The sequence below is a fragment of the Nocardiopsis sp. MG754419 genome, from assembly GCF_018207095.1.
GTDB lineage: Bacteria > Actinomycetota > Actinomycetes > Streptosporangiales > Streptosporangiaceae > Nocardiopsis.
Map to the genome: position 1 here is coordinate 1 of NZ_QOCZ01000143.1, position 14,389 is coordinate 14,389.

Annotated in this window: 11 protein-coding genes; 8 read left to right on the plus strand and 3 right to left on the minus strand. The window is 70.4% G+C overall.

All coding sequences use genetic code 11. From position 1 onward, the window contains the following. The coding region (locus tag DSY14_RS22285; RefSeq protein ID WP_211718570.1) for a DUF4870 domain-containing protein at positions 1–588 on the plus strand (588 nt) is incomplete at its 5' end. Between the two features lie 82 nt (positions 589–670). On the opposite strand, the gene hemW is transcribed toward DSY14_RS22285, so the two are convergent. Continuing rightward, positions 671–1,903, minus strand: coding sequence for a radical SAM family heme chaperone HemW (gene hemW, locus DSY14_RS22290; protein ID WP_211718571.1), 1,233 nt, complete (start codon positions 1,901–1,903; stop codon positions 671–673). A 257-nt stretch (positions 1,904–2,160) separates the two neighbouring features. Here hemW and DSY14_RS22295 point away from each other — a divergent pair, with 257 nt between their 5' ends. Then, a complete protein-coding gene (locus DSY14_RS22295) occupies positions 2,161–2,706 on the plus strand; it encodes a hypothetical protein (RefSeq protein WP_211718572.1) in 546 nt (181 codons plus the stop codon). A gap of 116 nt (positions 2,707–2,822) precedes the next feature. Here the strand turns inward: DSY14_RS22295 and DSY14_RS22300 are convergent, their stop codons facing one another. Continuing rightward, complete coding sequence (locus DSY14_RS22300; RefSeq protein WP_211718573.1) at positions 2,823–3,926, minus strand: LacI family DNA-binding transcriptional regulator; 1,104 nt, start codon at positions 3,924–3,926, stop codon at positions 2,823–2,825. 96 nt (positions 3,927–4,022) lie between these two features. On the opposite strand from DSY14_RS22300, the gene DSY14_RS22305 reads away from it, so the two are divergent. The 4 genes from DSY14_RS22305 (at position 4,023) to DSY14_RS22320 (ending at position 10,145) form a co-directional block, all read left to right on the plus strand. After that, positions 4,023–5,624 (plus strand): glycoside hydrolase family 13 protein, encoded by a 1,602-nt coding sequence (locus DSY14_RS22305; protein WP_211718574.1) that lies wholly within the window; start codon positions 4,023–4,025, stop codon positions 5,622–5,624. A gap of 742 nt (positions 5,625–6,366) precedes the next feature. Continuing rightward, positions 6,367–7,617, plus strand: coding sequence for an extracellular solute-binding protein (locus tag DSY14_RS22310; RefSeq protein WP_211718575.1), 1,251 nt, complete (start codon positions 6,367–6,369; stop codon positions 7,615–7,617). Further along, positions 7,618–9,234 (plus strand): ABC transporter permease subunit, encoded by a 1,617-nt coding sequence (locus tag DSY14_RS22315; RefSeq protein ID WP_211718576.1) that lies wholly within the window; start codon positions 7,618–7,620, stop codon positions 9,232–9,234. Next, positions 9,231–10,145 (plus strand): sugar ABC transporter permease, encoded by a 915-nt coding sequence (locus DSY14_RS22320; RefSeq protein WP_211718577.1) that lies wholly within the window; start codon positions 9,231–9,233, stop codon positions 10,143–10,145. Before DSY14_RS22315 ends, DSY14_RS22320 begins: the two co-directional genes overlap by 4 nt. 159 nt (positions 10,146–10,304) lie before the next feature. On the opposite strand, the gene lepA is transcribed toward DSY14_RS22320, so the two are convergent. After that, complete coding sequence (gene lepA, locus DSY14_RS22325) at positions 10,305–12,146, minus strand: translation elongation factor 4 (protein ID WP_211718578.1); 1,842 nt, start codon at positions 12,144–12,146, stop codon at positions 10,305–10,307. Positions 12,147–12,382: 236 nt separating this feature from the next. Here lepA and DSY14_RS22330 point away from each other — a divergent pair, with 236 nt between their 5' ends. Both DSY14_RS22330 and rpsT read left to right on the plus strand, forming a co-directional pair. Continuing rightward, positions 12,383–13,363, plus strand: a complete 981-nt coding sequence (locus DSY14_RS22330) for a hypothetical protein (RefSeq protein WP_211718579.1) — start codon at positions 12,383–12,385, stop codon at positions 13,361–13,363. A gap of 231 nt (positions 13,364–13,594) precedes the next feature. Next, positions 13,595–13,864: a 30S ribosomal protein S20 gene (gene rpsT / locus DSY14_RS22335; protein WP_211718580.1), complete on the plus strand. Its 270-nt coding sequence runs from the start codon at positions 13,595–13,597 to the stop codon at positions 13,862–13,864. The last annotated feature ends 525 nt before the right edge of the window (positions 13,865–14,389 follow it).

Here is a 14,389-nt window from a genome sequence, read left to right on the forward strand (position 1 = left end):
GGACAGCACGGCGCCCCGCCCCCGCACCACGGCCCCGGGCCCGGACACGGCCAGACCGGTCCGCCGCCTCCGCCCGGGCACGAAGCAGGGGGTTACCCGCCGCCGCCTCCAGGGCACGAGCAGGGCGGCTACCCGCCCCCGCCCGGGTACGAGCAGGGGGGCTACCCGCCACCCGGGTACGGTCAGGGGGGCTACCCGCCGCCCGGTCAGTACGGCGGCTACGCTCCCCCGCCCGGAATGCAGGGCTCGTCGGCGACCACCGGTGTGCCCAACCAGGACGAGCGGACGATGAGCCTGCTGGCCCATCTGAGCGGGATCCTGCTCGGGTTCCTCGGTCCTCTGATCCTGTACCTGATCAAGAAGGACGAGTCGCCGTTCGTGCGTGACCAGTCCGCTCAGGCGCTGAACTTCCAGCTCCTGTTGCTGATCGGCTACGTGATCTCGTTCGTGCTGTACATCATCTTCATCGGTGCCGTGCTCCAGCTGGTCCTGTGGGTCTGCGCGATCGTCTTCGGCATCCTGGGCGCGGTGGCCGCCAACAAGGGCGAGTGGTACCGCTACCCGGTGAACGTGAGCTGGGTGAAGTAGGTCCGCACCACGTCAGGAGGGGGCTCGGCACGGCCGGGCCCCCTTCGCGCGTCCCGTCCCACGGACCGAACGGCGGCCAGGATCAGGTGAGGTCGCGGACCACCGCGTCGGCGAGCAGCCGACCGCGTCGGGTCAGCGCGGCGAACCCCCGGGTGTGGGCGTCCGGGTCCAGCAGCCCCTCCCCCACCAGGCGTTCGGCGGCGGCCAGGCCGGCGGCGTCGAGCAGCTCCAGGGGACAGCCGCGCTCCACCCTCAGTTCGAGCAGGACGCGCTCGAAACGGCGCTCCTCGTCGGTGAGGACCTCGCGCGCCTGGGCCGGGCTCCGCCGGGCGGCCAGCCGGGCGGCGTAGGCGGCCGGATGCTTGACGTTCCACCAGCGGGTGCCACCGACGTGACTGTGCGCGCCGGGCCCCACGCCCCACCAGTGGCCGCCGGTCCAGTAGAGCATGTTGTGCGCGCTGCGGCCCTCGGGTGTGCGGGACCAGTTGGACACCTCGTAGGGGGTGTAGCCGGCGGCGGCGAGCGCCTCGTCGGCCATGAGGTACCGGTCGGCCATGACGTCGTCGTCCGGGGCGGTGAGCTCCCCGCGGCGCACACGGGCCGCCAGCCGGGTGCCCTCCTCGACGATGAGGGAGTAGGCGGAGACGTGGTCGGGCCCGGCGCCGATCGCGGCGGCGAGGGAGGCCGCCCAGTCGTCGTCGCTCTCGCCGGGGGTGCCGTAGATGAGGTCGAGGTTGACGTGCTCGAACCCGGCCTCGCGGGCCCAGGTCACGCACTGTTCGGGGCGTCCCGGCGTATGACCGCGCTCCAGGACGCGCAGGACGTGCGGACGGGCGCTCTGCATGCCGAAGGAGACGCGCGTGAACCCGGCCGCGCGCAGGCGGCGCAGGTAGTCGGGCGTGACCGTCTCGGGGTTGGCCTCGGTGGTGACCTCGGCGTCGGGCGTGAGTCCGAAGCGGTCGTCGATGGCCGCGAGGACGCTTCCCAGGTCCTCGGCGGACAGGAGTGTGGGCGTGCCCCCGCCGACGAACACGGTGCTCACCCGTGGACGCGCGCCGGCCAGCACCGTGTGGGCGAGGTCCACCTCGGCGACGGCCTGCTCGGCGTAGGTCTCGCGGGAGACCGTCGTGGTGCCATCGCGCGAGACGAGCTCGTCGGCGGTGTAGGTGTTGAAGTCGCAGTAGCCGCAGCGGGTGACGCAGAAGGGCACGTGGACGTAGAACCCGAGGGGTCGATCACCGACCTCGGCGAGTGAGCGCGCGGGAAGGACCCCGGTGTCGGGAACGGGTTCGCCGTCGAGGGCTACGGAAGGCATGTCTCCAGTGTCGCCGACCGGACGGGGTGGGCGGGCACCGCGACGGCCGGGCTGTGGCGGGGAGCTCCCACCCCCGAGATCTGGGACACAACGCCCCTGGTCGCGGGCGTGGTCGGCGGCACTGAGCTGCCGGTCCTCCGAAGTTCCCGTGCCCGTGGGACCTCGGCCCCAGGGGAGCGGTACCACGGGTCCTCGTCCGGCGCTCCCCCGCGGGGTTGTCTGGGTGGTGACACAACAGTTCGGCGAGAGGACACACGATGTCCGACCACATGACCACCCCCCAGACCGCGCCGGCGGCGGAACGTCCCCTGATCGGCTCCCCGACGGCCCGCTACGTCTTCGCCGTCACCCGGATCTCGCTCGGCTGGGTGTTCCTGTGGGCCTTCTTCGACAAGTTGCTGGGGCTGGGGTTCTCGACCCCGACCGAGGCCGCCTGGATCAACGGCGGAAGTCCCACCGGAGGGTTCCTGACCCACGCCGTGAGCGGACCCTTCGCCGGAACGTTCCACACCATCGCCGGAACGTTCTGGGCCGACCCCCTCTTCATGGCGGGGATGGCGGGCATCGGCGCGGCACTGATCCTGGGGGTCGGTGAGCGGATCGCCGCCGCCTCCGGGGCGCTGATGATGATCCTCATGTGGGCCGCCGTACTGCCCCTGGAGAACAACCCGTTCATGGACGACCACATCGTCTACGCCCTGGTCCTGGTGGGCCTGGCGCTGGTGCGGTCGGCCGACACGCTCGGCCTGGGCCGCCGATGGGGCGCCACCGCGGTGGTCCGCAGGTTCCCCGCCCTGCGGTGATCGGACCCCCGTCCCGCGGTGGGTGCGGGGCGGGACCCGGGGGGGTGCGTGCCGGGTGCACGCGCCCCTCTTTCGTGTCTTCGGAACTCCGGGGGGACGGAGCCGACGGGATCCGGTCAGCCGCTCTGGACGGCGCCCTCATGGTCGCGGACCGGACGCGCGGGGGCGGCGACCTCGGTGTGAGGGACCTGCGGCGGGGCGGCGGCACGGACGGCATCGGACGGCGCGGCCGCGGTGGAGCCCCGTACGACCAGTTCGGGGTCGAAGACGTACTCCGCGTGCGAGACGGGGTGGCCGGCGATCTCGTCGCACAGGGCGCGCACTGCGGCCATCGCCATCGCGTTGACCGGCTGTCGGACGGTGGTCAGGGGCGGGTCCGTGAAGGCGATGAGCTGGGAGTCGTCGTAGCCGACGACGGAGAAGTCCTGCGGTACGCGCAGGCCCCGTTGGCGGGCGGCGCGGATGGCACCGAGCGCCATGATGTCGGAACCGCAGACCATGGCGGTGACCCCGCGTTCGATGAGCCGGACCGCCGCGGCGTGTCCCCCCTCGACCCCGAACAGGGAGAGTTCGACGAGCCCGTCACCGTCCAGACCGTGCTCGGCCAGAGCCTGGTGGAAGCCGTCCAGCTTGCGGCGGACCGGCACGTAGCGTTCGGGGCCGCTGGTGAAGCCGATCCGTCTGTGGCCCAGCGCGACCAGGTGGTTGACGGCCAGTCGGCCGGCCTCCCGGTCGTCGGCGGAGATGAAGGCGGCGGGGATGGCGTCGGAGTAGCCGTTGACCAGCACGATCGGCAGGCGCCGGGCGACCAGGGCGTGGTAGCGCTCGTGCGAAGCGGTGGTGTCGGCGTGCTTACCCGAGACGAAGAGGACACCGGAGACGTTGCGCTCCAGCAGCAGCTCGACGTACTCGTCCTCCGATATCCCACCGGGGGTCTGGGTGCACAGGACCGGGGTGTAGCCGCGCTGGGCCAGCGCGCCCTCGGCGGCCTGGGCGAACATCGGGAAGACGGGGTTGTCGAGTTCGGGGATGACCATGCCGACCAGGCCGGCGGAGCGTTGGCGCAGCCGGGCGGGGCGCTCGTAGCCGAGCACGTCGAGGGCGGTCAGGACGGCCTTACGGGTGTCGCCGCCGACGCCGGGCTTGTCGTTGAGCACTCGCGAGACGGTGGCCTCGCTGACGCCTGCGTGCCGCGCGATGTCGGCAAGTCGTGGACCCATGAGGGCAACTCTAGTCGAGATCGGCGTCACAAGACAGAAAGTTAACGGTAATCTTGCGCAAGAACTTGCAGTCACGTTCAGGAAGGACCCCCGCTGATGCAGCACGAGGCGTACTGGTGGCGTGAGGCCGCCATCTACCAGATCTATGTGCGCAGCTTCGCCGACTCCAACGGGGACGGGGAGGGCGATCTGGCCGGGATCCGCGAACGCCTCCCCCACCTGGCCGAGCTGGGCGTCGACGCGCTCTGGTTGACCCCCTTCTACGTCTCCCCGCTCGCCGACGGAGGCTACGACGTCGCCGACTACCGGGACGTCGACCCCCGGTTCGGCACCCTGGAGGACTTCGACGACCTCCTGAAGGCCGCCCACGACCTGGGCATCCGGATGATCATCGACGTGGTCCCCAACCACTCCTCCTCGGCGCACCGATGGTTCCGCGAGGCCGTGGACGCCGCCCCGGGCGACCCGGCACGCGCCCGGTACATCTTCCGGGACGGCAAGGGCCCCGACGGCGAGGAGCCGCCCAACAACTGGAAGTCCATCTTCGGCGGCCCGGCCTGGACCCGGCTCAAGCGCCCCGACGGCACCCCCGAGCAGTGGTACCTGCACCTGTTCGACGCCGAACAGCCCGACTTCGACTGGACCCACCAGGAGGTGCACGACGAGTTCGACGACGTGCTGCGCTTCTGGCTGGACCGCGGGGTGGACGGGTTCCGGATCGACGTGGCGCACGGCATGGTCAAGGACCCGGCGCTGCCCGACATCGACCCCGACGCCAAGGCGGACCTGCTGGACGGCAGCACCTCACTGCCCTACTTCGACCAGGACGGCGTGCACGAGATCTACCGTCGCTGGTCGGCGATCGCCGCCTCCTACCCGGGCGACCGGACCCTGGTGGCGGAGGCCTGGGTCGAGGACGCGGCGCGAGTGGCCCGCTACCTGCGCCCGGACGAGCTGCACCAGGCGTTCAACTTCGAGTACCTGACCGCCCCCTGGGACGCGGCGCGTCTGCGGGAGGTCATCGACGGTTCCCTCGCGGCCAACGGGGCCGTGGGCGCGACCACGACGTGGGTGCTGTCCAACCACGACGTCACCCGCCACGTGACCCGCTTCGGCGGCGGTGAGCAGGGGCTGCGCCGGGCGCGCGCGGCCACGCTGCTCATGCTGGGCCTGCCCGGATCGGTCTACCTGTACCAGGGCGAGGAACTGGGGCTTCCCGAGGTCACCGACCTGCCCGAGGACGCGTTGCAGGACCCGACGTGGAAGCGCTCGGGGCACACCGACCGCGGCCGTGACGGCTGCCGTGTACCGCTGCCTTGGGAGGGTGAGGCGGCACCGTTCGGGTTCGGTCCGCAGGGGTCCGCACCGTGGCTGCCGGTGCCTCCGGAGTGGGCGGGGCTGACCCGTGCCGCCCAGCGGGGCGTGGAGGGCTCCACCCTGGAGCTCTACACCACGGCGCTGCGGCTGCGCCGGGAGTCGGAGGCCCTGGGCGACGGCACGATGCGCTGGCTGGACGCGCCCGAGGGCGTCCTGTACTTCGAGCGTGAGCCCGGCGTGCGCGTGGCCGTGAACCTGACCGAGGCCCCGGTGGACCTGGACGCCTCCGGTGAACCACTGGTGTCCAGCGCACCGGTCGAGGGTCCGGTCGAGGGCACACTGCACCTGCCCGCGGAGAGCGCCGTCTGGCTGCGCTCCTGATCCGTTGACGTCGGACGGCCCCTCCCCCGGGGCCGTCCGACGTTCCCCGAACCTTCCCCCGCGCACCCCCGCTTCCGCGCACCGGAGCGGGGCATCGCGCGCCTCCTGGAACGCCCGGCCCTTCCGGCCCGCCCCCGGCCACCCCGGCGGACCCGGGGACACCGCCCCTCGGGCCCGCTCCGACGCGAGGGCGCGAACACCCGAGGCAACGTCGTCACCGGCCCGGAGCGGCCCGACGCTCCGACCCCGTGTCCGCAACGTCGGATCGGGTCCGCGCGTGGTGCGGGGCGCCGGGCCCGGCCCACTCCCACCGTGACGCCCTCGCCCCACCGGGGTCGGAACGCCCAGGGCGATCGAGGCCGAGGCCCCTCGACGCGGACGGACGGGACACCGCGAAGCCGCCCCCGCGCTCAGGTCGTCCGGGACGGCGGCGGCCTGGAGACCCTGGTCGTGCGCCGATGCCACCCGGTCCCGGCCGATCGCGGCGCGACCGACGTGCCCCGTCTCGGGTGCGACGGCCCGCTCCCACCTCCACGATCGGCACCGATGCCCCCACCGTGGGTCACCACCACCCGACTGTTTCCAGGGTGTTTCCACATCTTTATCCACAAGGTCTGCAAAGCCTTTCAAACCCTGCAAGTTATTGCTAACGTCACATCACCACGCATACCCGCCCATGGACCCGGGTCCTCCGGTGCACCGCGTGTACGACCCCCGACAGGCCTCCCGGAAGGATGACACCATGAGATCCCGAAGCGCGTCCGCGGTCGCCGGCATCGCCGCGATCGCCCTGATGGCGACCGCGTGCGGCGACGACGGCGACGGGAACGGCGGTGACGAGGGCGCCGCCGAGGGCACCCTCGTCATCTGGTCCGACCCCGAGCGAGCCGACGCCATCCAGAGCGCCGCCGCGGCGTTCGCCGAGGCGAACGGCATCGAGGTCGACGTCCAGAACGTCTCCTTCGACGACATCCAGGGCGACGTGGTCAACGCCCACCAGGCCGGCAACGCCCCCGACGTCTTCATCGGCGCCCACGACTGGACCGGCAACCTGCTGCGCAACGGCACCGTCCAGCCCATCGAGCTGCCCACCGACCGCGCCGCGTCGCTGGACGAGACCGCGCTGGAGGCCATGACCCTGGAGGGCCAGCTCCTGGGCGTCCCGTACACGCAGGAGAACATCTTCCTCATGCGCAACACGGAGCTGGCCCCGGACGCCCCGGAGACCTTCGAGGAGCTGGTGGAGGTCGGCACCGAGCTCAAGGACGACGGCGAGGTCGGCGAGGTCCTGGCCATGGCGGTCGGTCAGGAGGGCGACCCCTACCGGATGAACGCGCTCATGACCTCCGCGGGCGGCTACCTGTTCGGCCAGGACGCCGAGGGCGACTGGGACCCCGAGGACCTGGGGATCGGCTCCGACGCGACCATCGAGGCGATGGAGAAGGTCGCCGAGTTCGGCGAGGAGGGCGAGGGGGTCCTGCGACGCTCCATCGACCTGGAGAACGAGGCGTCCCTGTTCTTCGACGGCGAGGCCCCGTTCTTCGTCGCGGGACCCTGGACCGTCGGCGACGCCAACGCCTCGGACATCGACTACGAGATCAGCGCCATCCCCGGATTCGAGGGCATGGACCCGGCCGCCCCCTACATCGGCTACCAGGCCTTCTTCGTGACCGAGGGCAGCGCCAACAGCGCCCTGGCCGAGGAGTTCGTGGTCAACCACGTCACCGACACCGACTTCCTCCTGTCGCTGTACGAGGCCGACCCGCGCACCCCGGTGCAGACCGAGGCCCTGGAGGCCGTCTCCGCCGAGGACCCGAACATCGCGGTGATGGCCGAGACCGGCGAGAACGGCGTGCCCATGCCCAACATCCCCGAGATGGGCGAGACCTGGGAGCCGCTCGGTATCGCCCAGGCCCAGATCATCGGTGGCGCGGACGCCCGTGAGGCCCTGGAAACCGCCCACGAGTCCGTCGCCGAACGGATCGGGCAGTAGATGACCGCCGACCGCCCCGGCACGCCGGGCGCCCCCGCCACGGGGGCGCCCGCCCGCCGCGACCGTCCCGGCGGCCCGTGGTCCGGCGCCTCCGTCGGTGGCCAGGTCGTCAAGATCCTCCTGCTGGGCCTGTTCACCGCCCTGGGCGCGTGGGCGATCCTGCCGCTGTACCTCGCGGGTGTGTGGTGGGGGATCGCTCTGGTCGCGGCCGTGGTGGCCCTGGTCTACTGGGTCTACTTCTCCCGACGCACCGTCCCCGCCAAGTACCTGGTGCCGGGTGTGCTCTTCCTCATGGCCTTCCAGATCTTCCCGGTCCTCTACACGATGAGCACCTCGCTCACCAACATGAGCGACGGGCACCGGGGGTCCAAGGAACAGGCGATCGCCTCCATCGAGGCGTTCTCGGTGACGCGGGACGCCGACTCCCGCGAGTTCGTCCTCACCGTCGCCGCCAACGGCGATCCCGAGACCGGTGACCTGGTCTTCCTCCTCACCGACGACGAGGGCCACGCCTTCGCCGGCACGGAGGAGGGACTGACCGACCTGGTCGGCGCCCGTGTCGACGACGCGGGCAAGGTGACCGAGACCCTCGGGTACACGGTCCTGACCCCCGCGCAGGTGAACGCCCGCAGCGACGAGCTGCAACGGTTCGCGGTGCCCACCGACGACGGCGCCGGCATCCGCTCCAGCGGTCTGTCCAGCGCTTTCGAAGGCAGCGCCGTGCGGGTCTACGACGAGGCCTGCGACTGCATCGAGGACACCGAGACCGGGATCGTCTACCACGCGGACGACGAACGCGGCGCCTTCTACGACGAGGACGGACAACGCCTCCCCCAGGGTTGGCAGGTCGGCGTCGGGCTCGACAACTTCGCCCGGTTCCTGTTCAACCCGACCTTCGCGTCCTCCTTCTTCGGCACCCTGGTGTGGAACATCGCGTTCGCCGCCTCGGTCACCCTCCTGGTGTTCGTGGTGGGCCTGGCGGTGGCCCTGACCCTGCACGTGCCGAGGATGCGCGGCAAGGTGTTCTACCGGATCCTGGTGGTCCTGCCCTACGCCATGAGCTCTCTGGCCATGTACCTGTTGTGGCGGGACATGTTCAACGCCGACTTCGGACTGTTCAACCGGATGCTCGGCCTGCAGGTCGACTGGCTCGGCGACGTCTGGGCGGCACGGATCGCGGTGATCCTGGCCAACGTGTGGCTGGGTTACCCGTACATGTTCCTGGTGGCGACCGGAGCGCTCCAGGCCATTCCCCGTGAGCTGTCCCAGGCCGCGCACCTCGACGGTGCCGGTCCGTGGCAGGCCTTCCGGCACGTCACCCTGCCGCTGCTGATGGTCGCGATGACACCGATCCTCATCGCCACCTTCGCGTTCAACTTCAACAACTTCAACGCCGTGTGGCTGATCACCAGGGGCGGGCCGTTCGGTTCGGAGGGCACCACCGCGGGCGGCGCCACCGACCTGCTCATCACCTACACGTACCGGCTGGCGTTCAGCGAGGCCACCGCCCAGTACGGGTACGCGGCGGCGCTGTCGGTGATGATCTTCCTGATCGTCTCGGTGATGTCGGTGATCGGTCTGAGTCGGACCAAGGCCCTTCAGGAGGTGGACCGATGAGCGTCGTCGACGTCGCACCCTCGCCCGCGCACCCGCCCGTGTACCGGCGCAGCACGGGCCGGAGGTTCACTCTGTGGGCCGGCCGTCTGGGCTGGCGCCACGCCGTGATGTGGGTCGTGGCCGCGTTCGCGATCTTCCCGGTGCTGTTCGTGGTCTCGGCCGCGATCAACCCGGTGGGCACACTGAGCAGTTCCCAGCTGTGGCCGACCGGAGCGAGTCCGGCCAACGCCCAGGACCTGTTCCGCAACACCCCGTTCGGCACCTGGTACGTCAACTCGCTGTTCTTCGCGGTCGGCAACGCGGCGATCACCGTGCTGCTGTCGGCGCTGGCGGCCTACGCGTTCAGCCGGATGCGGTTCCGCGGTCGCCGGGTGGGATTGATCGGGTTGCTGGTGATCCAGATGTTCCCGCAGTTCCTGGCGATCGTGGCGATCTACCTGATGTTCTCCAACTTGGGAGAGCTCTATCCGGCGATCGGGTTCGACACCCGCTGGGGTCTGCTGCTGGTGTACCTCGGCGGGGCCCTGAGCATCAACACGTGGTTGATGAAGGGGTTCTTCGACACCGTGCCGAGGGAGCTGGACGAGTCGGCCCAGATGGACGGCGCCACGCACGCGCAGGTGTTCTTCCGGATCATGCTGCCCCTGGTCACCCCGGTACTGGCGATCGTGGGGCTGCTGGTGTTCATCAACACCATCAACGAGTTCCTGTTGGCCAGCGTGTTCCTGCGGGACACCGGTTCCCAGACCCTGGGGCTGGGGCTGTACCAACTGGTGGACTCCCAGCGCAACGCCAACTTCGGGATGTTCGCGGTGGGCGCCCTCATGCTGTCCCTGCCCACCCTGGCGGTCTTCTGGTTCCTCCAGCGCTACATCAGCGAGGGCCTCACGTCCGGGGCGGTCAAGGGTTAGGAGACCTTTCGGGTCCTCCGCCGTGCCGGGGCCCTGAAGAAGGCCCGAGCGAGGAGACGGGCCCCACCGGGGACCGGAAGCGACGACGGAGGGGCGCCCCACGGTGTGGGGCGCCCCTCCGTCGTCGTCGCCCGGCCGGGACGCACCGGCCGGCGACGCCTACTTCTTCTTCTTGTCCTCGGCGCCGCCGCCGTCGGTGGACAGCGCGGAGATGAAGGCCTCCTGGGGCACCTCGACCCGCCCGACCATCTTCATGCGCTTCTTGCCCTCCTTCTGCCGCTCCAGCAGCTTGCGCTTACGGCTGATGTCGCCGCCGTAGCACTTGGCGAGCACGTCCTTGCGGATGGCGCGGATGTTCTCACGGGCGATGACGCGGGCACCGATGGCGGCCTGGACGGGGACCTCGAACTGCTGCCGCGGAATGAGCTCGCGCAGCTTCTTGGTCATCTCCACGCCGTAGGCGTAGGACTTCTCCTTGTGCACGATCGCGGAGAACGCGTCCACCGCCTCGCCCTGCAGGAGGATGTCGACCTTGACCAGGTCCGCGTTCTGCTCACCGATGGGCTCGTAGTCCAGGGAGGCGTAGCCCTTGGTGCGGGACTTGAGCGCGTCGAAGAAGTCGAAGACGATCTCGGCCATGGGGAGCGTGTAGCGCATCTCCACACGGTCCTCGGACAGGTAGTCCATGCCCTGGAGCTCGCCACGGCGGTCCTGGCACAGCTCCATGATCTGGCCGATGTAGTCGGAGGGGCTGAGCACGGTGGCCTTGACCATGGGCTCGTGGATCGAGTCGATCTTACCGGTGGGGAACTCGCTCGGGTTGGTCACCACGTGCTCCTCCCCGTCCTCCATCTCCACCCGGTAGATGACGTTGGGGGCGGTGGAGATCAGGTCCAGGTTGAACTCGCGCTCCAACCGGGCGCGGGTGATCTCCAGGTGGAGCAGGCCCAGGAAGCCGCAGCGGAACCCGAAGCCCAGGGCCGCGGAGGTCTCCGGTTCGAAGTTGAGGGCGGCGTCGTTGAGCTGCAGCTTCTCCAGGGCGTCACGCAGCACCGGGTAGTCGGTGCCCTCGATCGGGTAGAGGCCGGAGAACACCATGGGCTTGGGTTCCTGGTACCCGGAGAGCATCGTCTGGGCCGGCTTGTTCAGGGTGGTGATGGTGTCACCGACCTTGGACTGACGCACGTCCTTCACGCCGGTGATGATGTACCCCACCTCACCGACGCCCAGCCCACCGCACTTGGTGGGTTCGGGCGAGCTGACCCCGATCTCCAGGATCTCGTGGGAGGCCTTGGTGGACATCATCTGGATGCGCTCGCGCGGGCGGAGCTTGCCGTCCACGACACGCACGTAGGTCACGACGCCGCGGTAGGTGTCGTAGACCGAGTCGAAGATCATCGCCCGGGCGGGCGCGTCGGCGTCGCCGACCGGCGCCGGGATCTGGTTGACGATCTCGTTGAGGAGCTCCTCGACGCCCTCACCGGTCTTGGCGCTGACCTTGAGCACGTCGGAGGGCTCACAGCCGATGATCCCGGCGAGCTCCTCGGCGTACTTCTCCGGTTGTGCCGCGGGAAGGTCGATCTTGTTGAGCACCGGGATGATGTTCAGATCGTTCTCGAGCGCCATGTAGAGGTTGGCGAGGGTCTGCGCCTCGATGCCCTGGGCGGCGTCGACCAGCAGGATCGCGCCCTCGCAGGCGGCCAGCGAACGCGACACCTCGTAGGTGAAGTCGACGTGACCGGGGGTGTCGATGAGGTCGAGCGTGTAGGTCCGGTCGTCCACGGCGGTGAACGGGATGCGCACCGCCTGGGACTTGATGGTGATGCCGCGCTCGCGCTCGATGTCCATGCGGTCCAGGTACTGGGCGCGCATCTGGCGGTCCTCGACGACCCCGGTGATCTGGAGCATCCGGTCGGCCAGCGTCGACTTGCCATGGTCGATGTGCGCGATGATGCAGAAGTTGCGAATCAGCGCGGGATCGGTCCAGTTCGGCTGTGCCACCGTGCTCCGTTCAACAGGGTTGGTTCCGGGTCGTGTGCGCCTGTGGAGGCGTCGGCCCGCCGCGGCCAGGGGCGCACGGCATCCTTCATCATCCCACGGCACCGGCACCGCCCTCACCGGGTACCTCTCGGGGCGATGCGGCAGTATGGGCGCCAGGCGCGCGGGTGTCGACGTCCAGATTATGCGAACCGACGCCGGGTCCGGGCCCGGCAGGCACGAGAGCGGGTGGCGTACGGGTGAAGTGGTTGCTGACACGACTGCTGGCGGGTGTGGCGGCGATCCTGGTGCTGGTGGTGGCCGCCGGCGCACTGCTGAGTTTCCAGTTCTCGGGCACCCCGAGCGACTGGGCGGCCTCCCAGGAGGCGGACGCGGCCTGGGTGGGGTCGTGGGAGGACACCGACGCCCTGGCGGAGCTGTTGGACACCGGCGCGGTCGACACCCTGTACGTGCACGCGGGCGACGTGGACGCCGACGGGAGTGTGGAACGGGTCCCCGACACCGGGGCGCTGTTGTCGTGGTTGGACTCCCGGTATCCGGAGGTACGGCCGCTGGCGTGGCTGCGGCACGTGGAGACCGGGTCGTCGCTGCTGCGGGACCGGTTCCCCACCGAGGCGCGGGAGGCGCTGGCGCCCGAGGTCGCCGCGGTGGGCGCGGACGGTTTCGCGGGGGTGCACCTGGAGGTCCGACCGGTGACGGTGAACGATCCGTCGATCCCCACCCTGGTGTCGATGGTGCGCGAGGAACTGGGCGAGGACCCGGTGCTGTCGGTCCAGGCCCAGCACGTGGAACTGCTGCCCGGGGGCCGGGTGGCGTCGTTCGTCACCGGCGGTGAGGAGAAGTACTGGTCCAAGGGGTACCTGGACCGGGTGACCGAGCAGGCCGACGAGGTCGTCCTGCCGGGTGTGGACGCCGACATGCCGACCGGGACGATGTACGGCGGGTTCATGGTGCGGCAGGTGACCGAGGCGGTGGCGGCGCTGGGGTCGCGGGAGGACCTCACCGTGAGATTCGGGGTGCCCGCCTACAGCGGTGAGCGGTGGGGACCGGACCATGAGGAGGAGACGGCGGCGACCGCGCTCGCCGCGATCCGGTTGGGTCTGTCCAGGGCGGAACCGGCCGAGGAACTCACGACGGGCGTGGCCCTCTACCTGGCCGACGAGGCCGAGAAGGGCGATCTGGACGCCTACCGGACCGCCTGGTTGGCCCAGGTGCCCTAGGGGTTCGGGGAGGACACGTCCCGGATCACGTGCCCGGGGTCCCGAGTGGTCCACCGCATGCGGCATACTGAGAAGTCCGTGTCTCGGACTTCCACGTTCGAATTCGAGCCCTTCTGGACTCACACACACCCTGTGCCGGTACCCACGCGCCTCTCATGGAACGGCTGCCCATGAGTTGAGCCGCCTGGTGCGACCTGCGCGAAGATCACAGTTACTGGAGCACGTTTTCGCATGGCGAACATCAAGTCGCAGAAGAAGCGCATTCGGCAGAACGAGAAGGCTCGTGTCCGCAACCAGGCGGTGCGCTCTTCGCTGAAGACGGCCGTTCGGAAGTTCCGCGATGCTGCCGAGGCCGGGGACGTCGAGAAGGCCACCGTCGCGCAGCGCGAGGCCGCGCGCGCGTTGGACAAGGCCAACAGCAAGGGCGTCATCCACAAGAACCAGGCCGCGAACCGCAAGAGCGCGATCGCCAAGCGCCTGCAGCAGCTCCAGTCCGCCTAAGGACTGCGTAGCCCGCGGTTGTCCGGGGCCCGGTCTCCCTTCGGGGAGGCCGGGCCCTTCGGCGTTCCGGGCTCGGGACACCACCCCGCGTCCCGCCCTCGGCGCGGGGACGCCCTCCCGGCCTGGACCCGAAGGGCCGCGAACGGTGGTGGCGGCGCCCGGAGGCACGTTGTCCACAGGCCGGAATCGCCCGGTGACAGCGGGTCGCGACCTCCCTAGCGTGGAGGGCATGACCCCTTCGCGCCGGCCACGGCGCCCTCCCTCCGTGCCCTCTCCCGAGGAGCGGCTCCACGCGCTCGGCCTGGGACCAGCGGCCGAAGACCGACCCGCCCGTCTCCCCCGCACTCCCACCGAGCCCGTGGACCGGCCCGCGCCGGGGCCGAGGAGGGACCTTCCCAGCGCGCCCTACGCGGTCGGGCGGTCCCGTGTCCCCTATCGGCCCGAGGGCGTCGGGGACGGGCCGGTGCGCGCCGCGCCACATACCCCCTCCACCGCGGCGCACCCTCCGGAGGCGCGGGCTCCCTC

Bases quoted from the DNA above. Each gene is read 5' to 3' on its own strand.
- hemW (WP_211718571.1), bottom strand. From the start codon at position 1,903: ATGCCTTCCGTAGCCCTCGACGGCGAACCCGTTCCCGACACCGGGGTC.
- DSY14_RS22295 (WP_211718572.1), top strand. From the start codon at position 2,161: ATGTCCGACCACATGACCACCCCCCAGACCGCGCCGGCGGCGGAACGT.
- DSY14_RS22300 (WP_211718573.1), bottom strand. From the start codon at position 3,926: ATGGGTCCACGACTTGCCGACATCGCGCGGCACGCAGGCGTCAGCGAG.
- DSY14_RS22305 (WP_211718574.1), top strand. From the start codon at position 4,023: ATGCAGCACGAGGCGTACTGGTGGCGTGAGGCCGCCATCTACCAGATC.
- DSY14_RS22310 (WP_211718575.1), top strand. From the start codon at position 6,367: ATGAGATCCCGAAGCGCGTCCGCGGTCGCCGGCATCGCCGCGATCGCC.
- DSY14_RS22315 (WP_211718576.1), top strand. From the start codon at position 7,618: ATGACCGCCGACCGCCCCGGCACGCCGGGCGCCCCCGCCACGGGGGCG.
- DSY14_RS22320 (WP_211718577.1), top strand. From the start codon at position 9,231: ATGAGCGTCGTCGACGTCGCACCCTCGCCCGCGCACCCGCCCGTGTAC.
- rpsT (WP_211718580.1), top strand. From the start codon at position 13,595: ATGGCGAACATCAAGTCGCAGAAGAAGCGCATTCGGCAGAACGAGAAG.